This window comes from Streptosporangium oxazolinicum (genome assembly GCF_039537505.1).
GTDB classification, from domain to species: domain Bacteria; phylum Actinomycetota; class Actinomycetes; order Streptosporangiales; family Streptosporangiaceae; genus Streptosporangium; species Streptosporangium oxazolinicum.
Genome location: NZ_BAABAQ010000015.1, coordinates 27,703 through 52,070 on the forward strand (window position 1 = coordinate 27,703; position 24,368 = coordinate 52,070).

Here is a 24,368-nt window from a genome sequence, read left to right on the forward strand (position 1 = left end):
TGAGGGGTGAAAAAGCTGAGGCGATTGGTACGAGAGTTAATTACCGTCCTTATCACCCAAATAAGTCTCCCGTCATCTAGCCAAACGGCCATTTTCTTCTGAAGCGACGTTGACAGACGTGTTCCTATCAAACGAGCATGGGTCCTGGCTTTTGTCCTACGACCCGTCGGCATGGTGCGGATAATGGCGTAAATTCGACCAGTAGTTCCCCGTATTTATGATCACTCTGGGAGTCCCCCTACCCATGAGGACCAGTGAGAAGCCAACGGGCCGCGTTCCGGTCAACGCCGAGCGTCAGACCTCGGCGGGCACCCTGTCGGGCCCGGCGTCGCGCAAGCTTCCCGTGCCCCCACGCGAGCGCAAACCAGCCCTCGCCGCCCTCGCCGTCCTCCTCATCCTGGGCGGCGCCCTCGCCACCACCCTGCTCGTCCTGCGCAGCGGCGACCGCGTCTCGGCGATCGCCGTCTCCCAGCAGATCGGCGCCGGACAGCCCTTCACCGAGGCGATGCTGAGGGAGGTCCAGATCGCCGACACCGGCATCGGCTACGTGGCCTGGTCCCAGCGCGCCCGCGTCACCGAGAACTTCGCCCGCGTCACCCTCATCCCCGGCACGCTCCTCACCCGCGACATGGTGGTCTCCGCCAGCAGGGAGCTCGGCCCCGGCAAGGCGCAGGTCGGCCTCTCGCTCAAACCCGGCCAGACACCGGGCACCCTGGAGCGCGGAGACCGGGTCCAGGTCGTCCACGTGCCGAGCAGAGGCGCCGGCACCGACAGGGAGAGCCGGGTGCTGGCGCAGAGCGCCCTGGTCCACCAGATCGGCACCCCGGGCAGGACCGGGGCGAACGGCCTGGTCACCATCATCGTCGACAGCACCATCTCGCCGGAGATCGTCGCGTACGCCTCCACCGGCGAGATCGCCCTCGCCGAGCTGCCGGGAGCGCGCTGACGTGGCGCTCATCGTGCTGGCCGCCGACAAGGGCGCGCCCGGCGTGACCACGGCGGCCACCGCGCTCGGCGCGATCTGGCCGCGCCCGGTGCTGCTCGCCGAGTGCGACCCGGCGGGCGGCGACCTCGCCTACCGCCTGCCCGCTGCCGACGGCGGCGTGCTCAACCCCGCCAGGGGTCTGCTCACCCTGGGGGCCACGGCCCGCCGGGGCCTGCACCCCGACCAGATCCACGAGCACACCCAGAAGATCATCGGCGGCCTGGACGTGCTGGCCGGGCTCACCCACGGCGAGCAGGCGTCCGGGCTGACCTGGCTCTGGGGGCCACTCGGCCGGGCACTGGCCACGCTGCCCGACGCCGACGTGCTCGCCGACTGCGGGCGCCTGGGCGGGCACCCGCAGCTCGCCGAGCTGACCACCGAGGCCGCGCTGGTCGTGCTGTTCACCAGGGCGAGCCTCGACCACGTCGCCCACCTGCGCGAACGCCTGCAGGTCATGCCGCGCGAGCCCCAGGTGGGCGTGGTCGTGATCGCCGACCCCCGCCAGTACCGCACGACCATCGAGGAGGTGCGCCGGATCGTCACGGGCACCGGCAGGCACATCGCCTTCGTGAGCGGGCTCGCGCACGACCCCAAGGGCGCGGAGCTGTTGCGCGGCCAGTGGGGCGGACGCCTGGACCGCTCCCTGCTGATCCGCACCGCCAGGGAGCTGGGCGGCCGTCTCGACGCCCAGCTCCGCGCCCAGGAGTCGGCGGAGTCGGCCTTCCGCGCCCGGGAGCGGGCCGCCCGCCTGCCCCCCGAGCCGTCCCGCTCGCCCGCCGAGCCGTCTCGCTCGCCCTCTGAGCCGCCGAGTGGGGCGAGGCCGTGACCATCGACCACACGCTGGTGAAGCGCTTCCGGCAGGACGTCGGCGACCGGCTGGCCCACCAGCGCCGCCTCGACCAGGCCAGCGGCCTGCCGCCGATGACCGGCGAGGACGAGCGCCAGTTCGCCCGCGCCCTGATCGCCCAGATCCTGGAGGAGTTCGCCCGCGGCGAGATCGGCGTCGGCAGGACACCGCCCACCGCCGAGGAGGAGGAGGCGCTGGCCGCGGGGATCCACGCGGCCCTGTTCGGCGTCGGCCGCCTCCAGCCGCTACTCGACGACCCCGAGGTCGAGAACATCGACATCAACGGCTGCGACCGGGTGTTCGTCGGCTACGCCGACGGCCAGGAGCTCATGCGCGACCCGGTGGCCGAGTCCGACGAGGAGCTGGTCGAGCTGATCCAGATCCTCGCCGCCTACAGCGGCCTGTCCAGCAGGCCGTTCGACACCGCGAACCCCCAGCTCGACCTGCGCCTCCCCGACGGCTCCCGGCTGTCGGCCGTGATGGACGTGACGGTGCGCCCGTCGATCTCCATCCGCCGCTCCCGGCTGGGCAAGGTGTTTCTCAGCGACCTCGTGGGAAACGGCAGCCTGACCCCGGAACTGGGGCGTTTTCTCTCCGCCGCGGTGGCGGCCAGGAAGAACATCATGATTTCCGGCTCGACCAACGCCGGGAAAACGACCCTGTTGCGCGCGCTCGCCAACGAGATTCCGCCCTCCGAGCGCCTCATCACCGTCGAACGCGCCCTGGAGCTCGGCCTCGACCAGTTTCCCGAGCTCCATCCCAACGTGGTCGCCTTCGAGCAGAGGCTCCCCAACTCCGAGGGCCAGGGCGAGATCACCATGGCGGAGCTGGTCCGCCGTTCCCTGCGGATGAACCCGTCCCGGGTGATCGTCGGCGAGGTCCTCGGCGACGAGATCGTCACCATGCTCAACGCGATGACCCAGGGCAACGACGGCTCGCTGTCGACCATCCACGCCAACTCCTCGATGGAGGTCTTCAACCGCATCGCCACCTACGCGCTCCAGGCCACCGAGCGCCTGCCGATCGAGGCCACCCACATGCTCATCGCGGGCGCGATCGACTTCGTGGTGTTCATCGAGAAGCGCAACGACTACGCGGTGGGCGGAAGGCTGCGCCGCTTCGTGTCGAGCGTGCGCGAGGTGGCCGGGGTGGACGGGCGAGTGCTCTCCTCGGAGGTGTTCGCCATGACGCCCGACGGCCGGGTGTCACCGCACGCGCCGCTGTCGTGCCGGGAAGAACTGGCCCACTTCGGCTACGACCCGGGAGGCTGGGCATGACCTCCCTCCCGCCGGGCCTGTTCGACCCGCTGGTGCTGCTCTCCGGCCTCGCGCTCGGTGCCGGGCTGTTCCTGCTCTTCCTCTCCCTGTACGGGGTGACCCCCAGGCCGTCCGCCCCCGGCAGGACGGCGGGCAGGCGCGAGTTCCTGCGCGCCCTGTCCACCCGGTCCGCGGTGGGGGTCATCGCCGGGGTGCTCGTGCTCGTGGTGACCGGCTGGCCGGTCATGGCGGTGGGAGCCGTGCTCCTCGCCGTGGCCTGGCGGGGCCTGTCCGGCGGCGCCGCGGAGGAGCGGACCGCGATGCGGCGGCTGGAGGCCCTCGCCGCCTGGACCGAGTCGCTCCGCGACACCATCGCCGGGGCGGCCGGGCTTGAGCAGGCGATCCCGTCCTCGATCCGGGCCGCCGCCCCCACCCTCCGCCCGCACCTGCGGTCCATGGTCGACCGCCTGCACACCAGGATGGCGCTGCCCGACGCGCTCAGGCTCTTCGCCGACGAGCTCGACGACCCCTCCGCCGACCTGGTCGTGGCCGCCCTCATCCTCAACTCCAAGCTGCGCGGCCCCGGCCTGCGCGACGTCCTCGGCGCGCTGGCCGTGTCGGCCCGCGAGGAGCTCGACATGCGCCGCCGGGTCGAGGCCGAGCGCCGCTCCACCCGCCGCAGCGTGCAGATCGTGGTCGGCACGGCCATCGCCTTCGCCGTCATGCTCGTCGTGTTCAACCCCTCCTACGTCGAGGAGTACGACAACACGCTCGGCCAGGCCGTGCTCGTGGTGGTCGCCGGGCTCTTCGGCGCCGGGTTCGCCTGGATGCGCCGCCTGGCCCGCTTCGACAAGCCCGCCCGCCTGCTCGGCCTGCCCTCCGGAGGTGAGGTACGCGATGACTGAGGCGCTGCTCGCGGGCTCGGTGCTCGGGATAGGCCTGTTCCTGCTGATACGGGCGCTGTTCCCGGCCCGCCCGGGGCTGGTGACACGCCTGCTGGCCCTCGACGCCGCCAGGGAGGGCACCGACGCGCCCCGGGCGCGGCTCATCCTGCCCGACGAGGAGGTCAGCGCGTTCCGGCGCGGCCTGGGCGAGCGGATGGCCCGCTTCTACGCCGCCCGGGGCTGGGAGGCCCGCTCGGCGAGAGCCGACCTCGCGCTGCTCGGCAGGTCGTTCGAGGGTTTCCTCGCCACCAAGGTGCTGCTCGCGGTCTCCGGGCTGCTGGCGTTCCCGCTGCTGGTCGGCTGGCTGGTGCTGATGGAGTGGGGCGTCTCCCTCACCGTCCCGCTGTGGGCGGCGCTCGTGGTCGCCGGAGTCTTCTTCGTCCTGCCCGACCTACAGGTCAAGCGGGACGCCTCGCGGATGCGCCGCGACTTCCGGCACGTCGTCGGCTCCTTCCTCGACCTCGTCGCGATGAACCTCGCGGGCGGGCGGGGGGTGCCGGAGGCGCTGATGATGGCGGTTTCCGTGGGCACCCCCGGCCCCGACGACGAGGGCGCCAACTGGGCGATGTCCCGCATCCGCGAGGCGCTCGGCAACGCCAGGATCGTCGGCATCACCCCCTGGCAGGCCCTAGGCCAGCTCGGTGACGAGATCAACGTCGACGAGCTGCGCGACCTGTCCGCCGCGCTCGGGCTGGTCGCCGACGACGGCGCCAAGGTCCGCTCCTCCCTCACCGCCCGCGCCGCGACCATGCGGCGCCGCGAGCTCGCCGAGATCGAGGGGCAGGCGGGCGAGCGTTCCCAGTCGATGCTCGTCGCCCAGCTCCTGCTCTGCGCGGGCTTTGTGATCTTTCTGAGTTTCCCGGCCGCTATGAAGATGTTGGGGTCCTGACCATGCTGAGCCATCCGTGGATCGTCTACGCGGTCGCCGTTCTGAGCGTCCGGATCGAGAAGGCGCGCAGCGCCCCCACCCGGGGTGCCTCCGCCGTCGAATGGGTCATCATCACGGCCATCATCGCCGGGGTGGCGCTCGGACTCGCCACCCTCATCAAGACCCTCGTCGAGGGGAAGCAGGCCGAGATCTCCAACCAGTTCGGCGGGGGTGGGGGCGGCGGGGGCGGGGGCGGCGAACTTGGAGACCCGTGAGCGCGCCCGACGCCGCGACCGGCCGAACCGGGAGAGGGACGGCGAGCGCTCCGGCGCCGGGGATCACGGTGGTGAGCGCTGTGGCGAACGCTGTGGTGACCAGGGCGGTGGGCGCTGTGGCGGACGCGGCGGTGAGCGTGGCGCCACGGTCGTCGAGCTGGCGATCATCATGCCGGTGGTGCTCGTCGTCATCCTGCTCATCGTGCAGTCCGCCCTCTGGTTCCACGGCCGCCAGATCGCCGACGCCGCGGCCAGGGAGGGGGCGCGGCTCGCCCGCGCCGACACCGAGTCCTGGCAGCAGGACGCCGAGTCCCGCGCCCAGGAGCTGATCCGGACCGTCGGCCCGAAACTCCTCGAAGGCGCCACGGTCACGGCCTGGGAGGAGGGCGACCAGCGGGGGGTGGAGGTGACCGCCTCGGCGGTCCAGGTCGTCCCGCTGCTGCCGTCCACCACGTTCACCGTCACCGCGCGCTTCGGCGGTCCCATCGAGTGCTTCCGTCCCGACGACGGGAGCGAAGGGTGCGAGTGATCCCCTTGACGTCCAGATCGACGCGCGGGGCCCGGGACGACCGCGGGTCGCTCAGCGCCGAGACGGTGCTGCTGGCCCCGGTCTTCCTGCTGTTCCTGTTGTTCCTGGTGGGCGCGGGAAGGGTGGTGGAGGCCCAGGGCGAGGTCAACGGCGCCGCCAGGGACGCCGCCAGGGCCGCCTCCGTCGAGCGCACCCTGTCCGACGCCGAGAGCGCGGCGGACGAGGCGGCCCGCGGAGCCCTGTCGGGCGAGTGCGAACCCGAGGTCAGCCTGTCCGGTACGACCTGGGAGGAGGGCGGCCAGGTCCACGCCGAGGTGACCTGCTCCCTGGACCTGGAGTTCCTGGGCTTCGGCGCTGCCAAGGACATCAAGGGCGACTCGGTGGTCCCGCTGGAACAGTTCCGGAGGGTCGAGTGAGCCCCGCTGACGCACGTCCCGAGGGCCGGGTGGCGGGTCCTGTCGAGGCGGTTCCGGAGGATCGGGTGGTGGGTTCTGCCGGGGCGGTTCCGGAGGGCCGGGTGGTGGGTTCTGTTGAAGCACGTCCCGAGGGCCGGGTGACGGGTCCCGTCGGAGCGGTTCCGGAGGACCGGGGGATGGACCACGCGGCCCCGTCCCCTTCCGCGACCCGGGCGCAGCGGGGGTCGATGTCGATCTTCACGGTGATCTTCTCGGTGGTGGTGTTCCTGCTGGCCGGGCTGCTCGTCGACGGCGGGGCCGCCATCAACGCCCGGCTGCGCGCGGCCGACGTCGCCGAGCAGGCCGCGCGGGCCGCCGCCGACCAGATCGACGTCGAGCACCTGCGCGCCACCGGCCAGGCCCGGCTGCTGGGGGAGGGCGAGACCTGCGCGCAGGCCGAGGAGATCGTCTCCGCCCACGGCGGCGACGACGTACAACTCACGCAGTGCGCGCTCGGCGGCGGCCAGGCCGAGGTCACCGTGAACGTCTCCGTCACCTGGAAGGCGTTCTTCCTGTCCGCCTTCGGCTTCCCCGGCTCGGACATGGAGGCCCAGGCCACGGCCGGGCCGGACATCGGGGAAGACCAATTGCCGTGAATCGCTGGCCCACCGGTTGACCGAGGACGAATCTGGACGGGGAGGGAGACGAATGCCCACGCGACAGCCCGCGCGCATCAAGGCCAGGCGCACACCGGGAGACCTGCTGGCGGGCCTCGGCGCGCTGGCCGTCCTGGTCGCGCTCATCGCGGGGGTCCCCTACGCCCTGCTCCGGCTGGCCGGGCCGCCGCTCCCGCCCGAGCTGCTCAACCTCGACCTGCTGACCAGCCAGGTGGGTACGAGCACGATCATCGCGATCCTCGTGCTGCTGGTCTGGCTCGCGTGGCTGCAGCTGGTGGTCTGCGTGCTGGTCGAGATCTACGCCGGGCTGCGTCGGGTCGGCATGCCCGCCAGGGTGCCGCTCTCCGGTGGCACGCAGATGTTCGCCAACCGGCTGGTCTCGGCGGCGATGCTGCTGTTCACCGTCTCGGCGGTGGCCCTGCCGATCGCGAAGCTGACCAGCCTGCCGCCCGCCGGTCCCAGTGTCGTCGCCACCGGGCTGTCGTCGATGTCCGGTCCGGCCGCCGACGAGCGGGCCGAGCTGGAGCCGGTGCGCAAGGCCAAGAAGGTCTACGTGGTGCAGCCGCCGCACGGGCGTCACCACGAGAGCCTGTGGGAGATCGCGGAGAAGTGCCTCGGCGACGGGCGCCGGTATCCGGAGATCTACCGGCTCAACCAGCACAAGGAACAGCCCGACGGCAGCCGCCTGCACATGGCCGACCTGATCAGGCCCGGCTGGGTCCTGGACATGCCGGACGACGCGCGTAACATCCACATCGTCCCGGCCTCCCAGCCGCGCGACGACACCCTCAAGGACCACCCGGACAAGCCGGTGGAGCTGGACGGCCGTACCCAGACCGTCACCCCCGGCCGCGCGGACCTTCCGGCGGAGCCCGCGCCCGAGGTCGCCGACCCCCGCGAAAGAGCCGGTGACAGGTCCGGTGAGAGGGCCAGTGAGAGGGGCGGCGCCGACGGGACGCGGGAGACCTCCCGCGACCCGGTACCCACGGTGCCCGCCGAGCGTCCCCCGTACACCGTGCCCGACACGGTGCCCGACAGCGGGCGGCAGGACCCGCCAGCGGTGGCAGAACCCTCCGAAAGCGGGCAGGACACCGGGCTGGGGATGCTCGACTATCTGGCGGGGGCCTCGCTGGCGGCGGCGGGACTGCTGGTCGCCCTCGGACGCAGGCGCAGGCAGCAGCTCTGGCACCGGGCGTTCGGGCACCGGATCACCCGGCCCAGGGACGACGCCGCCCAGGCCGAGCTCGCGCTCAGGCTCGGTGCCGACGCCCCCGGCAGCCGGATGCTCGACGTCGGCCTCCGGCTCCTCGGCAGGTCCCTCGCCGCCCAGAACCGCGTCCCGCCCACGATCTACGCCGCCCACCTGTCGCCGCAGAGCCTCGACCTGTGGATCCACCCGCCCGACCCCGAAGCCCCCGAGCCTTGGACCGCCCACGACGGCGGCCAGGTCTGGCGGCTTCCCGCGCACGAAGGCCGGATGCTCGACGAGCGGGCGCTCGCCGACGCGCCCGCTCCGTACCCTGGGCTGGTCTCGCTCGGCTCCAACGGCGAGGGCCGGGTGCTCGTCGACCTGGAGGCCGCCCACGGACCGATCGGCATCAGCGGCCCGCACACCACCGCGGCCCTGGCCGCGCTCGCCGTGGAGCTCGCCACCAACCGCTGGTCGGACCGGATGCGCGTCACGCTGGTCGGCTTCGGCGAGGAGCTGACCGTGATCGCCTCCGATCGGATCAGGTACGTGGGCAGCCTGGCGGAGATCCTGCCCGAGCTGGAGGCCGGAGGGCGCGATCACGGTGGTGAGGTGCTCACCGGCCGGATCCACGGGCGCGCCGCCGACCCGGTCTGCCAGCCGCACTACCTGCTGTCCGCGATCGCCCCCACCTCCGAGGAGGGCCGCCGCCTGGCGCTGCTCGCCAGGAAGGGCGTCAGGACCGCCGCCGGGTACGTCATCGCGGGCGACGTGCCGCACGCCACCTGGAACTGGACGATCACCGAGGAGGGCCGCGCGGAGGTGGACGCGCTCGGCTTCGACGTGGCCGCGCAACTGCTGCCCCGCCGCCAGTACCGGGCGCTGATCGACCTGTTCCTCGCGGCCGGGCGGCTGGAGGGCGAGCCGCTCTCCGACGAGCCGGAGCCCGTCACGCAGACGCCCTCGGTCGAGGTGCGTGTCCTCGGCCCCGCCGAGGTCGTCGGCCCCCCGCCCATGGAGGAGGGACGGGCCGTGATCGCCGTCGAGATGGCCGTGTACCTCGCGACGCACCCCGGCGGCGTCCACCCGGTGGTGCTCGGTGGCATCCTCTGGCCCAGGGGCGTGCAGTCGGTGGTCAGGGACGCCACGATCGCCAGGGTCGTCGCCTGGCTGGGCACCGACAGCCAGGGGCGGCCCAACCTCTACGCCGACGAGTCCGGGCGGCTCCGGCTCGGCCCCGAGGTGCGCACCGACTGGATGCTCTTCCGCGACCTCGTCCGCCAGTCGCACGCCAACCCCGCCGGGCGTCCCGCGCTCCTCGACAGGGCGCTCAGCCTGGTACGGGGCCCGCTGCTGAACGGCCGCCCGCGTGGCCGCTACGCCTGGCTCGCCGCCGACGACCTGGAGTACAACGTGACCGCGGGCGTCGCGGACGCCGCGCACCGGCTGTGCGAGGTGCGGCTGGCCCGCGGCGAGACCGACCAGGCCGTGGCGGCGGTGCGCGCCGGGTTGCTGCTCGCCGCGGACGACGAGGGGCTCTGGCGCGACCTGCTGCGGGCCACCCACCTTACCGCCGACCCCGTCCGCCTGCGCGCCGTGGTCGACGCGCTGCACCGGCGGGCCGCCTCCCACCCCTACGGCGGCGGGATGGCACCCGAGACCGAGGCCCTCATCGACGAGCTGCTGCCCTCGTGGCGGATGCGCTCGGCCCCGACGGCATGACGGGCCCGGCGGGCCTCGCGGGGCGGACCGGCGGGCCTCGCGGATGGACCGGCGTGGATGGGCGGCCATGAGGCGACGAGCGGGTGTCGAGCGGGGTGTGGAGCGGGCCGGAACGGGACGGGCGGATGCCGGTGGACGAGGCGGGACGAAGGGGGTGGCCATGCCGAATCGTGCATACCGGTGGTTTCGGCAGGCAGGCACTCCTAGCGTGATCCGTATGCGTGCTGTGATCGCGCTGGCCCTGCTTCCGGCCCTCGTCCTTCCGGCCTGTGCCCCGCCGGAGACCAAGCCGTTCGTCCCCATGGATCTTCCCGCCGACGCCGGAGCCTCCGCGACCGCCTCCCCGGGGCGTTCCGCGACCGGGGAGGCGCCGGGGCCGAGGACGGAGACGGTCAGGGTCGCGCCGGGCACGAAGGTGGTGGTCGAGTGGCCGGCCGCGCCGGACGCGAACACGACGGCGATGATCGAGGTCTTCCGCGATTTCTACGCCGGGTCCTTCAAGGCCGTCGTGAGCGGGGGCGGTGACACCACCTACCTCGACAACCTGGAGACGGTGGTGGTCGGCGACGTGCTGTCCTGGAGGCGGAAGTTCCTCGACGAGCACCGTTCGGTACGCGGGACCGCCCGGCTCTACGCGCTGAACGTCAGCTCGCTCGTCGGACGCGGGGCCCAGCTGGACGTGTGCGTCGATCAGAGCGGGATGCGGATGATCGACACGACGACCGGCACGAAGGCCCGCCGCCAGTCCAGGTGGACGCGCGAGCCATTCCTCCAGAGCGCGGGCATGCGGCGGGGCGACGACGGGGTATGGCGGATCGCGATGTTCCGCCACGCGGTACTTCCCAGTGAACGCGCGAAGGGATGTCTTCGATGATCGCGAACGTCATCATTGCGGGGTTGCTGCTGCTCGATCCCGGCCCCTACGGCGAGGGCTTCCAGGACGGGTCGACCGCCGGGGTCCACCTGGAGAACTCCAAGATCGTCCTCACCGGGACCGGGCTCAGCGGCAAGAGCGACGGTTACCAGCTCAAGCGCCCCTGCTGGTACGAACCCGATGACAGCGCCGTCGGCATGCTGCAGCGGTTCAACAATCCGGAGGCGTGGCAGGGGGACGAGGCCAGCAGGGAGAGATACCGGCAGTTCCTTGAGCAGTTCAAGGACAAGATCGGCCAGGAGGGGGCCTGGTGGACCCCGGCCTACGACGGGAGCGACCCGAAGGGCTCGGCCTGCAGCCTCGACCTGGCGCCGTTCGTATGGGTGGAGCCCGGCACCACCCCGGCCAACGGGCTCACCATCGAGGATCTCGTCGACATCGCCCGCGCCGCGCTCACCGTGCCCGAGCCGAAGATCGAGCTCAATCCGGACGTCAAGAGCTACGTCAACCTGCCGACCTGGGTCTGGCTGAGCGGCGCCGGTGAGACCACCAGGTCCGTGACCGCGACGCTGCCCGGGGTCATGAGCGCCACCGTGACCGCCAACCTCACGGACATCGAGATCAAGTCGGGCACCACCGACGACCGGGCGACGGTCGAGACCACCGGGTGCGGCCAGAGTGGCACGCCGTACAAGAAGGGCGCCAAGTTCACCTGTGGTGTGAACTATCTGCGGGCCTCGGTCGACCAGCCGCGCGGTGTCTACGTGCTGGAGGTCACCTCGGTCTGGGAGATCGACGTCGAGGACGACGTGGTGCCCTTCGTCTACGAGCCGGTGCAGGTCGGGGCCACCCGTGACGTCCCCGTGGGCGAGGTGCAGAGCACGGTCGAGAAGACCGGTTAACGGGTTAGCGGGTTAACGGTCCGGGCCGGTCGCGTATCTGCGGCCGGTCACGGTGAGATGCGGAGTACGGACGGGAAGGCCGCTCGCGGTGGGGTGTGGAGCGCGGTCGGGAAGATCGGTCAGCGGGCCTCCTCCCGGCTCCGGAGTCGTTCGGCGGCCGGTGCCCCCTCGTGGGTGAGCAGCCACCGCTTGACCGGGGTGCCGTAGTAGTAGCCGCCGAACCCGCCGGTGGACGGCAGGACGCGGTGGCAGGGGACGAAGGGCGCGATCAGGTTCTGCGCGCACGCGCTCCCGGCCGCCCTGGCCGCGGTCCTGGGCAGTCCCGCCCGCTCGGCGAGCTCGGCGTAGCTGATCGTGACGCCCGCGGGCACCTGGCGCAGGGCGGTGAGCAGCCGCTGCCGGGTGGGTGTGCCCGGCTGCTCCACCGGCACCGCGTCGAGGGCGGCCAGGTCGCCGTCCAGGTAGTCGCGTACCGCCCGCGCCGGTCCGCCCAGGTCGCCGTTGAGGGCGAGTCCCTCGGCGCGCAGCTCCGGGGAGAGCCGCGCGAACATCTCCTCCGGCCCCGCGGTGGTGAAGCCCGCGGCCAGCAGCACGCCCCGGCGGGCGAGCATGGCCAGCGGACCGGCCGGGGTGTCGAGAACCTGTGCCTCTATCGTTCCGAGCGTCATTCCGAGCTCCAAAGGTGCAGCGCGGCGTACGCCCGCCAGGGACGCCACCGCTCGATGTGGTCTTCGGGGATGCCCAGGCAGGCCATGGCCCGCCGCAGGCCGAGGTCTCCGCCCGGCCAGGCGTCCGGGTCGCGCAGCGCTCGCAGCCCGATGTAACCGGAGGTCCACGGCCCGATCCCGGGAACCTCCAGCAGCCCGGCCACCGCCCGCGCGGGCTCCTGCGCGCCGTCCAGGTCGATCTCGCCGCTCGCCACCTTCGCGGCGAGCGCCTTCAACGTCGCCGTCCGGCGCCCGGTCAGGCCCAGCCCGCCGAGATCGGCCTCGGCGAGCTCCTCCGCGGTCGGGAACAGGTGGGTCAGTCCCTCCCTGCCGGTGGGGCGACCGGCCCTGGCCGTGACGCGGCCGAGGACGGTGCGGGCGCCCGCGACGGAGATCTGCTGGCCGATCACGGCGCGGACGGCCACCTCGAAGCCGTCCCAGGCGCCGGGCACGCGCAGTCCCGGGCGGGCGGCGACGAGCGGTCCCAGTGAGGTCTCGCCGAGGGCCGAGGAGATGGCCTCGGGGTCCGCGTCGAGGTCGAGGAGCCGGCGGCAGCGGGCGACGATCCTGGCCAGGTGCCGGGTGTCGTCGACGCTCACCTCCAGCCGTACGTGGCCGGGGCCGGGGGTGAGGGTGATCGTGCCGCCGTGGACGGCGCGGCGGTAGGACGCGCCGTCCACGTGTTCCAGCCCCGGGATCGCCCTCGACCCCAGGAACCGCATCAGGGTCGCGGCGTCGTACGGCTCCCTGCGGTGCAGCCGCAGGGTCAGGGCGTCGCCGCACACGCCGGGCCTGCTCCCCGTCGTCGCCCGCAGCTCGCCGGGGGTGAAGCCGTAGGTGTCCTTCATGGTCGCGTTGAACTGGCGGACGCTGCCGAAGCCCGACGCGAACGCCACGTCGACGATCGGCAGCCCGGTCTCGGTGAGCAGCTGCTTGGCCAGCAGCAGGCGCTTGGTCCTCGCCACGGCGAGCGGGCCCACGCCGATCTCCGAGGTGAACAGCCGGTGCAGGTGCCGTCCGGTGATGTGCAGCCGCCCGGCCAGCCGGGTCATCCCGCCGTCGTCGGCCACGCCCTCGTCGATCAGCCGGAGCGCCCGGCCGATCAGGTCGCCCCGGTGGTCCCAGCCGGGATCGCCGGGGCTCAGCTCGGGCCGGCACCGCTTGCACGGCCGGAACCCGGCCGCCTCGGCGGAGGCCGCGTGGCGGTAGAACCGCACGTTGCGGGTGGACGGGGTGCGTGCGGGGCAGATCGGCCGGCAGTAGATGTTGGTGGAGGTGACCGCCGTGTAGAACCGCCCGTCGAACCGGGCGTCCCTCGCGGCCACCGCGCGGTAACAGGAGTCGAAGTCGAGCTCTCTCACGGACACGCCGACGACGCTACCCGCGGCGCACGGGGTACGGCTGGCGGGAATCGGACATGGTCGTGGCGGCTCCACGGGAGGGAAACGGCCCACCGGGAGGCCGGGAGCGGGCGACTGCCACGGGAAGAGGACGAGCACGCCGGAAGGCCGGGAGCGGGACGTGGTCGCGGCGGCTGCCACGGGAGGGACGGCATGCCGGGGATCGGGCACGCGAGGGGCGTCCAGCGCGGGGGCCTCACCGGGAGGAGACGCCGGAGGAGGACCTCACAGGACCTCACGTGGAAGATCGGAGGAGGACCTCACTTGGAGGAGACGCCGACGCCGATCTCGAACTCCCGGTAGACGCGGGCCCAGAATCCGTCGCGGAGCCAGACGCGTGCCTCGGGGTACGGGCGCAGGGAGTGGCCCAGCTCCTTCTCCGCCTCGATGAGCAGCTCGGTGTCGATCACCGTGGGCAGGATCGGCCCCGGCAGCAGGTCGCGGATGTTGTCGCGGCCACGGGTGAGGATCCACTTCTGCGCCACGTGCTCGCCGACCTCCTCGACGCGCGGGCGGCTCGGGCCCAGCTTCGTGACCTGGCCGACCGGGACCTTGGGCTTGGCGGCGGTGCGCCCGGCGAAGACCTGGGCGGGGGAGGGGGCGATCGGGGGCACCGGCACCGGGACGGGCGCGGGGGCGCGGCTGAAGAAGGACCGCAGGAAGTCGGCGCTGATGATCTCGACGGTGTCGGACTCCCAGACCAGGCGCTCGGCCTGGTTGGTGCCGTAGGGGGGCTCCACGCCCCACAGGTGGATCCGCACCCCGTACGCCTGGGCGGCCTCGACGGCGGGGACCATGTCCTCGTCCCCGGCCAGCAGTATCGTGTCGCTCACCGCGTGGTGCCTGGCCAGCGCCTCCAGGTCGCTCCTGATCTGCGCGTCCACGCCCTTCTGCTGGCCCCGCGCGTTCAGGTTGCCCAGGCGGACCTTGACCCACGGGAGCTGGGCGATGACCCGCTGGTCGACGGTCGGCACCCGGTCGCGGGCGGCGTCGTACCAGTAGATCCGGAGCAGCTCGCCGTGGATGCGCTCCTCCGCGTGCTTCTGCAACGCCTGGATCAGCTCGTCCGCCGCCACCCGGTATTCCTTGCGCTCCTTCGCGCTCAGGAGCACTTCCCCGGCCGCCGCGTACAGATAACCGACGTCGACCAGGACGGCGTACTTGGCGGGGATGGGATGTGATGTGAGGTCCAGGATGGTCATGTCGTCCTCCAGGCCTCGGAACTAGCTGATCGGCTGACTATATGCGCCCATTTCTTAGATGGTCCCAACTCTTGCGCAACTTGACACCCCGTTCTTGGGATCTATCTCGGCAGTGCGCTCGATCGCCACGCGCCTTGTCCGACAGGAAGTGCTTTTCGCATGCGATGTGAGTGATTGCTCCAGGATTTCGATGTCCGCAGGGTTCTCGACGCCGGATTCGCCGGTGCGGTACGCGTCGAGAGGGCGATCACCACCGCGGCGATCTCCTCGGGGGTCGCGTCCCCTTTAATGATCTTCAGGTGTCTCATAGCGGGATGTTCCCGTGCTTCTTCGGGGGCAGGGTCGCGCGCTTGTTGCGCAGGGTCCGCAGCGCCTTGACGATCTGGACCCGGGTGTCGGAAGGGCGGATCACGGCGTCCACATACCCACGTTCGGCCGCGAGATACGGGTTGGCGAGCGTGTCCTCGTACTCGGTGACGAACCTGGCCCGCTGGGTGTCCGGATCCTTGGCCGAGGCGAGCTCGCGCCGGTAGAGGATGTTGACCGCGCCCTGCGCGCCCATCACCGCGATCTGCGCGGTCGGCCAGGCGAGGTTGACGTCGGCGCCCAGATGCTTGGACCCCATGACGTCGTACGCCCCACCGTACGCCTTCCTGGTGATGACCGTGACCAGCGGCACGGTCGCCTCCGCGTAGGCGTAGAGCAGCTTGGCGCCGCGCCGGATGATGCCGTTCCATTCCTGGTCGGTGCCCGGCAGGAATCCGGGGACGTCGACGAATGTGAGGACCGGAATGTTAAAGGCATCGCATGTACGGACGAATCTCGCGGCTTTCTCGGAGGCCGAGATGTCGAGCGTTCCGGCGAAACTCAGCGGCTGGTTGGCGACGATCCCCACGGAGCGCCCCTCGACCCGGCCGAAACCCACGAGGATGTTGGGCGCGAACCCCGCGTGCACCTCCAGGAATTCGCCGTCGTCCAGGACGTGTTCGAGGACCGTGTGCATGTCGTAGGGCTGGTTCGCCGAGTCGGGGATCAGCGTGTCGAGCTCGCGGTCCTCGTCGGTGGTCTCCAGCGGCGGGTCGGCGTCGAACGCCGGGGCCTCGTCCATGTTGTTGGACGGCAGGTAGGACAGCAGCGCCCTGGCGAAGTCCAGGCAGTCGGCCTCGTCGGACGCCTCGTAGTGGGCCACGCCCGAGCGGGAGTTGTGCGTGTGCGCCCCGCCGAGCTCCTCGAACGTCACCTCCTCGCCGGTGACCGTCCTGATCACGTCGGGGCCGGTGATGAACATGTGCGACTTCTCCGACACCATCAGCACGAAGTCGGTGAGCGCGGGCGAGTAGACGGCGCCGCCCGCGCAGGGGCCCATGATCAACGAGATCTGCGGGATCACCCCGGAGGCGTGGACGTTCCGCTTGAAGATCTCGGCGTACAGGCCCAGCGAGACGACACCCTCCTGGATGCGCGCCCCTCCGGAGTCGTTGATGCCGATCACCGGGCAGCCGGTCTTCAGCGCGTGGTCCATGACCTTGACGATCTTCTCCCCGAAGACCTCGCCCAGGGAGCCGCCGAAGACCGTGAAGTCCTGGGCGAACACCGCCACCGGGCGGTCGTCGACCGTGCCGTACCCGGTCACCACCCCGTCGCCGTACGGCCGCTGCCGCTCCAGGCCGAAGCTCGTGGACCGGTGCCTGGCGAGCTTGTCGAACTCCACGAAGCTGCCCTCGTCGAGCAGGGCGAGCACCCGTTCCCTGGCGGTCATCTTCCCGCTCGCGTGTTGCTTCTCGACGGCGCGCGCCGAACCCGCGTGGGCCGCCTCGCCCAGACGGCGCTCCAGATCGGCCAGCTTCCCGGCCGTGGTGTGGATGTCGGGTCCGGAATCCGACGGCTCGGCGCTCAGGGACTCGCTCATCCCAGCAGGGTAACCGTGCTCTCACGTCGCGAACTATCGGGGGCGATCGTTCGTTTCCCGTGCGGGTCGGCCGATCGGAGGACCCTGGAAGGGGAGGTGCCATGCCGGATGTCACGGAGGCGGTAAGGACGCGGGGGCTGCTCAAGCGGTTCGGGCAGCAGGTGGCCGTGGGAGGTGTCGACCTGGTGGTGCCGCGGGGCGGTTTCGCCGGGCTGGTCGGCCCCAACGGCGCGGGGAAGACCACCACGCTCAGCATGGTCACCGGTCTCCTCCGCCCCGACGACGGCTCGGTCCACATCGGCGGCGCCGACGTCTGGCACGACCAGGTCGCGGTCAAGGGCCGCATCGGGGTGCTCCCCGAGGGGCTGCGCCTGTTCGAGCGGCTGTCGGGCAGGGAGCTGCTCTCCTACAACGGCCAGCTCCGCGGCATCCCCAGGGCCGAGGTGGAGCGGCGGGCGGAGGGGCTGCTGAAGGTCATGGACCTGACCGAGTCGGCCGACAAGCTCGTCGTCGACTACTCCACCGGCATGCGCAAGAAGATCGGCCTGGCCGCCGCGCTGCTGCACAACCCCGACGTGCTCTTCCTCGACGAGCCGTTCGAGGGCGTCGACCCGGTCAGCGCCAACACGCTCGTCGAGGTGCTCAGGCGCTACACCGCCTCCGGTTCGACGGTGGTCTTCTCCAGTCACGTCATGGAGCTCGTCGAGCGCCTGTGCGACTGGGTCTCGGTGATGGACCGCGGGCTGATCGTCGCCCAGGGGCCGCTGGACGAGGTCAGGGCGGGCCGCAGTCTGAACGAGGCCTTCCTCGGCCTGGTCGGCGCCCGGGACGGCGACGGCGCGGGCGGGCAGGAGGGCCTGTCGTGGCTGGGCGCGACCCCGGCGCGAGCGCGCGGGACCAAAGGGGTGACGGGGTGAATACGGGCGATAGTGGCGACGGTGGCGACAGTGACAGGACGGGCGTGGCCGGAGGGACGAGCGCGGGCGCGTGGGGAGGCGCCGGGACGGACGCGGGCGTGAGCGCGGGGGGAGGCGTCAGGACGGACGTAGGTATGGGCGTGGGGGGAGGCGTCAAGACGGGCGTAGGTATGGGCGCGGGGACGGATGTGGGCGCGGGCGCGGGGACGACCGTGCGGGTGGGGCCCATGGTCTTCGTACGGCTCAAGCTGCGGCTCGTCGCGGGAAACCTGAGCGGCAGCACCCAGCGCCTGCTGGGGTTCGTCTTCACGGCGATCGCCGCGTTTCTCTTCGGCACCCTCGGTTTCCTGTCGACGGCCATGCTGCGCCTCGCGCCTGCCGACATCGCCCTGGAGACCGTGACCGTGCTGTTCGCCGTATTCCTGGTGGGCTGGGCGGTCGTGCCGCTGCTGGCGTTCGGGCTGGACGACACGCTCGACCCGTCGCGCCTGGCCCTGTTCCCGCTGCGGACCGGCCAGCTCGTCACCGGCATGTTCGCCGCCTCGGTCACCGGTGTGTGGCCGCTCGCCTCGCTGACCGTGATGGCCGGGGCAGTGGCCGGCCTGGCCACCGGGATCGGCGGGGTGATCCTGGGCGCGGTCGCCGTGCTGCTCCACTTCGCGCTCTGCGTCATGATCTCCCGGCTGGTCACCACGTCCCTGTCGGGCCTGCTGCGCACCCGCAGGGGCCGCGACGTGCTGGCCGTCTCGGTGGTCTTCGTCGTCCTGGCGGCCCAGCTGCCCAACCTGCTGCTCAACGGCGGCCTGGCGGCCGACCCCCGGGCCGTGCTGTACGGTCTCGCCTCGGTGCTGCGCTGGACCCCCTCGGGCGTCGCGGCCGGCTCCGTCGCCGACGGCGGCCTGACGGCGGTCGCGGGGGTGGCCATGCTCGCCGTCCTGCTCGCCGGGGCCGGGTGGCTGTGGATCGCGGCGCTGCGCCGCGCCCTGGTCTCCCCCGACGCCTCCACCCAGGGCGCGTCGGTGCGCAACTCCCGGGGCCTGCTCGCCAGGCTCCTGCCCGACGGGCAGCTCGCCGCGGTCGCGGGCAAGGAGCTCAAGTACGCCCGCCGCGACCCGCGGGGCAGGGTCGGCTGGTTCGCCGCCGTCGCGGTCACCGGCATCATGGCCTTCTCGATGTACGGGAACAGTGACGGCGCGGCCGGAAGCTTCCTCGCGATCCTCCCGGCCTGCATCGGCGCGTTGATGATCAGCATTCAGTGGTGCAACGCCTTCGGCATCGACGGCCGCTCCCTGTGGATGAACGCCGTCGCCTACGGCACCGACCGCGACTGGCGTACCGACATCGCCGGACGGCACCTGGCCGTCGCGACGATCGCGGTCCCGCTGCTGCTCGTGCTCGCCACGGTCGCGGCACTGCTCGCGGGAAACGTCGTCTGGGCGGTCCCGGCCGCGTTCACCGCCTGGGGCGTCCTCGGGGCCGGGCTCGGCGTGGGGGCGCTGACGAGCGTGCTGATGCCGTACACCGTGCCCGAGCGCCTGAACGCCTTCACCGGCGCGGCCCCCGGGCAGGGCGGCGTCGCCTTCGCGGCGTCGTTCGGCGCGCTGATCGGCACCGGCCTGCTCGCGCTGCCGATCGCCCTGCCGGTCCTGCTGGGGCTCACCTGGGTCGCCGCGCTGGCGGTGCCGTACGGGCTGCTGCTCTCCTGGGGTGGCCGCAGGGTCGCGGGAAAGATCGCCTTCGCCCGGTATCCGGCGCTCCTGAAGGCGAGTTCCATGGCCACCTGACGGCTTCTCGACGACTTTCCGATGGCCGTCCGACGACCGTCCGGCGGCCCGGGGAAGGCCGTCCGAATGGTCTAGTCCAATGGGTGAGACCGGTCTCCGTTCACGAAAACGGACTGGGTACGCTGACGGGCATGCCCGCCACCGTGTCCCACCAGGCAGAGCGTTCCTCCGCTGTCACCGAGATGCCCGACGAGCTGCGCGCGGACGTGCGACTGCTCGGTGGGCTCCTGGGGCAGGTCATCGCCGAGCATGGCGGCGATGACCTGCTCGCCGACGTCGAACGGCTGCGCAAGGCCGTCATCGGCGCCCGCAGAAAGCAGGTGTCCGTCGACGAGATCACCGCGATGGTGGCCGAGTGGCCGATCGACCGCGCGGTGCAGATCGCCCGTGCGTTCACGTGCTACTTCCACCTGGCGAACCTGGCCGAGGAGCACTTCAGGATCCGCACGCTCAGGGTCCGCGACACCGGCGAGGAGCCGCTGCCCGAGTCCCTCGCGCAGGCCGTCCAGGAGCTCGGCGACGACAAGGTCGCCGACCTGGTCGAGGGGCTGCGCCTGCACCCCGTGCTGACCGCGCACCCCACCGAGGCCCGCAGGCGCGCCGTGGTCACCGCGATCCAGCGCATCAGCGGCCAGCTCACCGCGTACAACAGCTCCGACAGGGGCGCGGCCGAGCGGGCGGAGACCCGGCGGCGGCTGCTGGAGGAGATCGACCTGCTGTGGCGGACCGCCCAGCTGCGGTCCACCAAGCTCGACCCGCTGGACGAGGTGCGCACCGCGATGGCGGCCTTCGACGAGACCCTCTTCCGGGTGGTCCCGCAGGTCTATCGCGCCCTGGACGCCGCGCTCGGCGGGGGAGGCGGCACCGGCGGGCCGAGGGCCCGCGCCTTCATCAGGTACGGCAGCTGGATCGGCGGCGACCGCGACGGCAACCCGAACGTCACCTCCAAGGTGACCAGGGACGCCGTCCTCATCCAGGCCGAGCACGTGCTGATCGCCCTGGAGAACGCCACGCTGAGGATCGGCCGTTCGCTCACCCTCACCGCCGACTACACCCCCGCCTCGGCCGGGTTGCGGGCCGCGCTGTCGAGCGCGGTGAACGACCACCCCGACGTCGTCTCGGAGATGGCCACCCGCTCCCCGAGGGAGCCGCACCGGCAGTGGCTGATGTTCGTCGCCGCCCGCATCGCGGCCACCCGCCAGCGTGGCCTCGACCTGGCCTACCGCTCGCCCGAGCAGCTCCTGACCGACCTGCGCACGGCCCAGGACTCGCTGGTCGAGGCCGGGGCGAACCGCCAGGCGTACGGGGAGCTGCAGCACCTCATCTGGCAGGTGGAGACGTTCGGCTTCCACCTGGCCGAACTGGAGGTCCGCCAGCACTCGCAGGTCCACGCCGCCGCGCTGGAGGAGATCGCCGACGGGCGCACCTCCGAGCGGACCGAGGAGGTCCTGGCCACGATCCGCACGATCGCCTGGATCCAAGAGCGGTTCGGGGTGACCGCCTGTTCCCGCTACGTGGTCTCCTTCACCCGATCGGCCGACGACATCGCCGCGGTCCACACGCTGGCCGCGCACGCGACGGGCGGCCGGCCGCCGCTGCTCGACGTGGTCCCGCTGTTCGAGTCGGGCGCCGACCTGGCCGCCGCCCCCACCGTCCTGTCGGGAATGCTGGAGATCCCGGCCGTACAGGCCAGGCTCGCCGACGACCGGCGCCTGGAGGTCATGCTCGGCTACTCCGACTCCGCCAAGGAGCTCGGCCCGGCCGCCGCGACCCTGAAGCTCTACGAGGCCCAGGAGGAGCTGGCCGCCTGGTCGGCCGAGCACGACGTACCGCTGACGCTGTTCCACGGCCGGGGCGGCGCCCTGGGCCGGGGTGGCGGCCCGGCGAACCGGGCCGTGCTCGCGCAGGCTCCCGGCTCGGTCGGCGGCAGGTTCAAGGTCACCGAGCAGGGCGAGGTCATCTTCGCCCGCTACGGCCACGACGCCATCGCCCGCCGCCACATGGAGCAGGTCACCTCGGCGGTGCTGCTCGCCTCCACCCCGTCCATCGAGGCCCGTACGGCCGAGGCGGCGGGACGCTTCCGCGGCGTGGCCGAGCGGGTCGCCTCCGCCTCGGAGAGGGCCTACCGCGGGCTGACCGAGGCACCCGGGTTCCCAGAGTGGTTCTCCCTGGTCAGCCCGCTGGAGGAGATCGGCTCGCTCCGCCTGGGCTCCCGCCCCGCCCGGCGCGGCCTCGGTGCCCCCCGGTCCCTGGACGACCTGCGGGCCATCCCGTGGGTGTTCGCCTGGGCCCAGACCCGGGTCAACCTGCCCGGCTGGTACGGCCTGGGCAGCGGCCTGGAGGCGGTGATCTCCGAGGCGGGCCTGGACGAGCTGCGCGCCGCCTACCGCGAGTGGCCGCTGTTCGCCTCGCTGCTGGACAACGTGGAGATGTCGCTGGCCAAGACCGACCGCGACATCGCCGCCCGCTACCTCGCGCTCGGCGCCAGGGACGACTTCGTCGAGCAGGTCCTGGCCGAGTACGACCTGACGCGCCGCCTGGTCCTGGAGATCACCGGCCACACCCGCCTGCTGGAGGACCGCAGGGTCCTGTCGCGCGCTGTGCAGCTCCGCGACCCGTACGTGGACGCGCTCTCCCACCTGCAGTTGCGCGCCCTGTCCACCCTCCGCGCGGACGAGGGGCTGTCGGAGGACGAGCGCGAGCGCCTGTCCACGCTGCTGCTCCTGTCGGTCAACGGCGTCGCCGCGGGCCTGCAGAACACCGGGTGATCCGCGAGCCTCTCCACGGCCGGGAGGCTCCGGCCGTGGAGAGGCTCGCCGGGATCCGCCCCGCCCGACGAGGACGGCTCCCCGGCGTGAGTGGACGGCCCAGAAGTCCACTATGGGCGATTCAAGATGAGAGCGGCCCTTATCCGCAGGGGTGGACGTTCGGGGGCCGGAGGGGGCGGCTCAGGGGCGGGCAGAGGGTCGTCAGGGGGAGTGGGGCGGACGGCCCGGCGCGGCTCAGCGGGCGACGCGGTGCGCCCCCGCGTAGAGGTTGAAGCGCTCCTCGCGCAGGAAGCCGACCAGCGTCATCCCGAACTCCCTGGCCAGGTCGACGGCGAGGGAGGACGGCGCGGAGACCGCGCAGACGACCGGCAGGCCCGCGGTGAGGGCCTTCTGCATGATCTCGTAGCTGGTCCGCCCGCTGACCATCAGCACGTGCCCGGCCAGCGGCAGCCTCCCGGTCATCATGGCCCAGCCGACCAGCTTGTCCAGCGCGTTGTGCCGTCCCACGTCCTCGCGGACCGCGAGCGGCTCACCCCCGGCGGTGAACAGACCGGCCGCGTGCAGCCCTCCGGTCTTGCCGAAGACCCCCTGGGCGCTTCTCAACCTGCCGGGAAGGCCGTACAGGACCTCGGGGGAGATCAGCAGGTCCCCCTGGGCGGGCAGCGGCGAGCAGCGGCCACGCAGGGCGTCGAGGCTCGCGGTACCGCAGACGCCGCACGCGCTCGACGTCATGAAGTGCCGGTCGAGCGAGGGCAGGTCGGGCAGCCCGCCACCGCGCAGCCGCACGGTCACCGTGTTGTAGCGCGCCTCCGGCGGCACGTCCTCGTCGGTGCAGTAGGCGATGGACGCGACGTCCGCCGGTGCCGCGAGGCCCTCGCCGTACAGGAACCCGGCGGCCAGCTCGAAGTCGTGCCCGGGGGTGCGCATGGTGATCGCGACCGTGCGGCGCTCCTCGCCCGCCTGGACGCGGATCTCCAGCGGCTCCTCGGTGGCCAGGTCGTCCCGGCGCTCGTGGACGGTCCCCGCCCGCATCTGCCCGACCCGCGCCCGGGTGGTGGGCCCCGGCCTCCGCACGGCCTCCACCACCTCCGAGTCCGCGTTCGAGTCCGCGTTCACCATGGAGCTCTGACGCGCCTTTGAGGCCGTACCCAGCTCGGAGCCCGGATCGTCCTTCAGGCCGGTGTCGTTCCGCCCGGTGTCGTTCCGCGCGTTGAGATGTCGGCTCATGCGTTCATCATCTCTTTTCGCAACCGTCCGCACGATTTCCAGGCCCGACCGAAAGCCCTGCCTTGCCCGCCCCCCCAGACTTCGGTAACAGTATTCCCTGGTCATTGGATTAATTCGGTAACAGGGGGTCGTTAGTGGAGGCAAGATGGCTAAGTGCTCGACTCGCCCTTCACTGATCTCGACCGCCCGCCGCTTTCCGAGGCGGCTCTCACCCGCGCGCTGGTCCGTCCCGGTGGCCTCTGGTCCGGGATCTCCGTGGTCGACAGGACCGGATCGACCAACGCCGACCTCGCGCAGGCCGTCCGCGACGGCGCGCGGCAGGGGGCCGTCGTCGTCGCCGAGTCCCAGTTCGCCGGGCGTGGCAGGCTCGGCCGTGTCTGGAGTGCTCCGCCGCGTTCCGGCCTGACGTTCTCGGTGCTCCTGCGTCCCGACCCGCCCCTGTCCACACAGGGGTGGCTGCCCCTGCTCGTCGGCCTGGCGGTCGCGTCGGCCGTGCGGAGGATCGCCGAGGTCGACGTACGGCTCAAGTGGCCCAACGATCTGCTGATCGGCGAGCGCAAGCTCGCCGGGGTGCTCGCCGAGCGGATCGACAGCGCGGTGATCGTGGGGGTCGGGCTCAACGTGAGCGTGCGCCCCGAGGAGCTGCCGGTGGAGACCGCCACCTCCCTGGCCATCGAGAAGGCCGCCTGCGTCGACCGCGACCCGATCCTGCGCGCGGCGCTGCGGGAGATCGAGACCCACTACCGCGAGTGGTCGGAGGCGGACGGCGACGCCGAGGCGTGCGGCCTGCGGGCCGCCTATCTCGCGATCAGCGCCACGGTCGGGCGGGAGGTCAGGGTGGAGCTGCCGGGCGAGCGGGTGCTGACCGGCACCGCCACCGGCGTCGACCGCGCAGGTCACCTGCTCGTCGGCTCCAAGGGGGAGGAGCACACGCTCAGCGCGGGTGACGTCGTGCATGTTCGACCTCACACCTCATGACGTGGGACACGAA

Annotated in this window: 22 protein-coding genes; 16 read left to right on the forward strand and 6 right to left on the reverse strand. The window is 72.2% G+C overall.

The window, feature by feature from the left end:
* Positions 1 to 244 precede the first annotated feature (244 nt).
* The 12 genes from ABD817_RS32620 to ABD817_RS32675 all read left to right on the forward strand — a co-directional run bounded on the left by ABD817_RS32620 (position 245) and on the right by ABD817_RS32675 (position 11,463).
* A complete protein-coding gene (locus tag ABD817_RS32620; protein WP_344922136.1) occupies positions 245 to 946 on the forward strand; it encodes a CpaB family protein in 702 nt (233 codons plus the stop codon).
* A gap of 1 nt (position 947) precedes the next feature.
* The gene (locus ABD817_RS32625; RefSeq protein ID WP_344922137.1) at positions 948 to 1,811 is read left to right on the forward strand and encodes a hypothetical protein; all 864 of its coding nucleotides are present in this window, start codon (positions 948 to 950) and stop codon (positions 1,809 to 1,811) included.
* Positions 1,808 to 3,109, forward strand: a complete 1,302-nt coding sequence (locus tag ABD817_RS32630; RefSeq protein ID WP_344922138.1) for a TadA family conjugal transfer-associated ATPase — start codon at positions 1,808 to 1,810, stop codon at positions 3,107 to 3,109. The genes ABD817_RS32625 and ABD817_RS32630 overlap by 4 nt, the downstream gene beginning before the upstream one ends.
* Positions 3,106 to 3,993, forward strand: a complete 888-nt coding sequence (locus ABD817_RS32635) for a type II secretion system F family protein (RefSeq protein WP_344922139.1) — start codon at positions 3,106 to 3,108, stop codon at positions 3,991 to 3,993. Before ABD817_RS32630 ends, ABD817_RS32635 begins: the two co-directional genes overlap by 4 nt.
* Positions 3,986 to 4,921, forward strand: a complete 936-nt coding sequence (locus ABD817_RS32640; RefSeq protein ID WP_344922140.1) for a type II secretion system F family protein — start codon at positions 3,986 to 3,988, stop codon at positions 4,919 to 4,921. The genes ABD817_RS32635 and ABD817_RS32640 overlap by 8 nt, the downstream gene beginning before the upstream one ends.
* 2 nt (positions 4,922 to 4,923) lie before the next feature.
* Positions 4,924 to 5,175, forward strand: coding sequence for a Flp family type IVb pilin (locus ABD817_RS32645; RefSeq protein ID WP_344922141.1), 252 nt, complete (start codon positions 4,924 to 4,926; stop codon positions 5,173 to 5,175).
* Positions 5,162 to 5,704, forward strand: a complete 543-nt coding sequence (locus ABD817_RS32650) for a TadE/TadG family type IV pilus assembly protein (protein WP_344922142.1) — start codon at positions 5,162 to 5,164, stop codon at positions 5,702 to 5,704. The genes ABD817_RS32645 and ABD817_RS32650 overlap by 14 nt, the downstream gene beginning before the upstream one ends.
* A 5-nt stretch (positions 5,705 to 5,709) precedes the next feature.
* Positions 5,710 to 6,120 carry a TadE/TadG family type IV pilus assembly protein gene (locus tag ABD817_RS32655; protein WP_344922143.1) on the forward strand — a complete coding sequence of 137 codons (411 nt, stop codon included), beginning with the start codon at positions 5,710 to 5,712 and terminating at the stop codon, positions 6,118 to 6,120.
* A 176-nt stretch (positions 6,121 to 6,296) separates the two neighbouring features.
* Positions 6,297 to 6,755: a pilus assembly protein TadG-related protein gene (locus ABD817_RS32660; protein WP_344922145.1), complete on the forward strand. Its 459-nt coding sequence runs from the start codon at positions 6,297 to 6,299 to the stop codon at positions 6,753 to 6,755.
* A 52-nt stretch (positions 6,756 to 6,807) separates the two neighbouring features.
* Positions 6,808 to 9,687: a BTAD domain-containing putative transcriptional regulator gene (locus ABD817_RS32665; protein ID WP_344922146.1), complete on the forward strand. Its 2,880-nt coding sequence runs from the start codon at positions 6,808 to 6,810 to the stop codon at positions 9,685 to 9,687.
* 217 nt (positions 9,688 to 9,904) lie between these two features.
* On the forward strand, positions 9,905 to 10,561 hold the full coding sequence (locus tag ABD817_RS32670; protein ID WP_344922147.1) for a hypothetical protein: 657 nt from the start codon (positions 9,905 to 9,907) through the stop codon (positions 10,559 to 10,561).
* Positions 10,558 to 11,463, forward strand: coding sequence for a hypothetical protein (locus ABD817_RS32675; protein ID WP_344922148.1), 906 nt, complete (start codon positions 10,558 to 10,560; stop codon positions 11,461 to 11,463). Before ABD817_RS32670 ends, ABD817_RS32675 begins: the two co-directional genes overlap by 4 nt.
* A gap of 119 nt (positions 11,464 to 11,582) precedes the next feature.
* Here ABD817_RS32675 and ABD817_RS32680 read toward each other — a convergent pair whose 3' ends face one another.
* The 5 genes from ABD817_RS32680 to ABD817_RS32700 form a co-directional block, all read right to left on the reverse strand.
* A complete protein-coding gene (locus ABD817_RS32680; RefSeq protein WP_344922149.1) occupies positions 11,583 to 12,131 on the reverse strand; it encodes a methylated-DNA--[protein]-cysteine S-methyltransferase in 549 nt (182 codons plus the stop codon).
* A complete protein-coding gene (locus tag ABD817_RS32685) occupies positions 12,128 to 13,537 on the reverse strand; it encodes an AlkA N-terminal domain-containing protein (RefSeq protein WP_344922150.1) in 1,410 nt (469 codons plus the stop codon). Before ABD817_RS32685 ends, ABD817_RS32680 begins: the two co-directional genes overlap by 4 nt.
* A gap of 293 nt (positions 13,538 to 13,830) precedes the next feature.
* A complete protein-coding gene (locus ABD817_RS32690; protein WP_344922151.1) occupies positions 13,831 to 14,772 on the reverse strand; it encodes an NYN domain-containing protein in 942 nt (313 codons plus the stop codon).
* A 101-nt stretch (positions 14,773 to 14,873) separates the two neighbouring features.
* Positions 14,874 to 15,080 (reverse strand): acyl-CoA carboxylase subunit epsilon, encoded by a 207-nt coding sequence (locus ABD817_RS32695; RefSeq protein WP_344922152.1) that lies wholly within the window; start codon positions 15,078 to 15,080, stop codon positions 14,874 to 14,876.
* Positions 15,077 to 16,681 carry an acyl-CoA carboxylase subunit beta gene (locus tag ABD817_RS32700; RefSeq protein WP_344922153.1) on the reverse strand — a complete coding sequence of 535 codons (1,605 nt, stop codon included), beginning with the start codon at positions 16,679 to 16,681 and terminating at the stop codon, positions 15,077 to 15,079. Before ABD817_RS32700 ends, ABD817_RS32695 begins: the two co-directional genes overlap by 4 nt.
* 101 nt (positions 16,682 to 16,782) lie before the next feature.
* Here ABD817_RS32700 and ABD817_RS32705 point away from each other — a divergent pair, with 101 nt between their 5' ends.
* The 3 genes from ABD817_RS32705 (at position 16,783) to ABD817_RS32715 (ending at position 22,150) form a co-directional block, all read left to right on the forward strand.
* Positions 16,783 to 17,598: an ABC transporter ATP-binding protein gene (locus ABD817_RS32705; protein WP_344922154.1), complete on the forward strand. Its 816-nt coding sequence runs from the start codon at positions 16,783 to 16,785 to the stop codon at positions 17,596 to 17,598.
* A gap of 134 nt (positions 17,599 to 17,732) precedes the next feature.
* Positions 17,733 to 19,382, forward strand: a complete 1,650-nt coding sequence (locus ABD817_RS32710) for a hypothetical protein (RefSeq protein WP_344922155.1) — start codon at positions 17,733 to 17,735, stop codon at positions 19,380 to 19,382.
* A gap of 131 nt (positions 19,383 to 19,513) precedes the next feature.
* Positions 19,514 to 22,150, forward strand: coding sequence for a phosphoenolpyruvate carboxylase (locus ABD817_RS32715; protein WP_344922156.1), 2,637 nt, complete (start codon positions 19,514 to 19,516; stop codon positions 22,148 to 22,150).
* A 234-nt stretch (positions 22,151 to 22,384) separates the two neighbouring features.
* Here the strand turns inward: ABD817_RS32715 and fdhD are convergent, their stop codons facing one another.
* Positions 22,385 to 23,377 (reverse strand): formate dehydrogenase accessory sulfurtransferase FdhD, encoded by a 993-nt coding sequence (gene fdhD / locus ABD817_RS32720; RefSeq protein ID WP_344922157.1) that lies wholly within the window; start codon positions 23,375 to 23,377, stop codon positions 22,385 to 22,387.
* 153 nt (positions 23,378 to 23,530) lie between these two features.
* On the opposite strand from fdhD, the gene ABD817_RS32725 reads away from it, so the two are divergent.
* Positions 23,531 to 24,355: a biotin--[acetyl-CoA-carboxylase] ligase gene (locus tag ABD817_RS32725; protein WP_344922158.1), complete on the forward strand. Its 825-nt coding sequence runs from the start codon at positions 23,531 to 23,533 to the stop codon at positions 24,353 to 24,355.
* Positions 24,356 to 24,368 lie beyond the last annotated feature (13 nt).

Excerpts from the sequence above, each read along its gene's own strand:
- fdhD (WP_344922157.1), bottom strand. The coding sequence starts at position 23,377 with ATGAGCCGACATCTCAACGCGCGGAACGACACCGGGCGGAACGACACC.
- ABD817_RS32665 (WP_344922146.1), top strand. The coding sequence starts at position 6,808 with ATGCCCACGCGACAGCCCGCGCGCATCAAGGCCAGGCGCACACCGGGA.
- ABD817_RS32710 (WP_344922155.1), top strand. The coding sequence starts at position 17,733 with ATGGGCGTGGGGGGAGGCGTCAAGACGGGCGTAGGTATGGGCGCGGGG.
- ABD817_RS32700 (WP_344922153.1), bottom strand. The coding sequence starts at position 16,681 with ATGAGCGAGTCCCTGAGCGCCGAGCCGTCGGATTCCGGACCCGACATC.
- ABD817_RS32670 (WP_344922147.1), top strand. The coding sequence starts at position 9,905 with ATGCGTGCTGTGATCGCGCTGGCCCTGCTTCCGGCCCTCGTCCTTCCG.
- ABD817_RS32640 (WP_344922140.1), top strand. The coding sequence starts at position 3,986 with ATGACTGAGGCGCTGCTCGCGGGCTCGGTGCTCGGGATAGGCCTGTTC.
- ABD817_RS32690 (WP_344922151.1), bottom strand. The coding sequence starts at position 14,772 with ATGACCATCCTGGACCTCACATCACATCCCATCCCCGCCAAGTACGCC.
- ABD817_RS32620 (WP_344922136.1), top strand. The coding sequence starts at position 245 with ATGAGGACCAGTGAGAAGCCAACGGGCCGCGTTCCGGTCAACGCCGAG.
- ABD817_RS32635 (WP_344922139.1), top strand. The coding sequence starts at position 3,106 with ATGACCTCCCTCCCGCCGGGCCTGTTCGACCCGCTGGTGCTGCTCTCC.
- ABD817_RS32675 (WP_344922148.1), top strand. The coding sequence starts at position 10,558 with ATGATCGCGAACGTCATCATTGCGGGGTTGCTGCTGCTCGATCCCGGC.
- ABD817_RS32695 (WP_344922152.1), bottom strand. The coding sequence starts at position 15,080 with ATGAGACACCTGAAGATCATTAAAGGGGACGCGACCCCCGAGGAGATC.
- ABD817_RS32715 (WP_344922156.1), top strand. The coding sequence starts at position 19,514 with ATGCCCGCCACCGTGTCCCACCAGGCAGAGCGTTCCTCCGCTGTCACC.
- ABD817_RS32645 (WP_344922141.1), top strand. The coding sequence starts at position 4,924 with ATGCTGAGCCATCCGTGGATCGTCTACGCGGTCGCCGTTCTGAGCGTC.
- ABD817_RS32680 (WP_344922149.1), bottom strand. The coding sequence starts at position 12,131 with ATGACGCTCGGAACGATAGAGGCACAGGTTCTCGACACCCCGGCCGGT.
- ABD817_RS32705 (WP_344922154.1), top strand. The coding sequence starts at position 16,783 with ATGCCGGATGTCACGGAGGCGGTAAGGACGCGGGGGCTGCTCAAGCGG.
- ABD817_RS32660 (WP_344922145.1), top strand. The coding sequence starts at position 6,297 with ATGGACCACGCGGCCCCGTCCCCTTCCGCGACCCGGGCGCAGCGGGGG.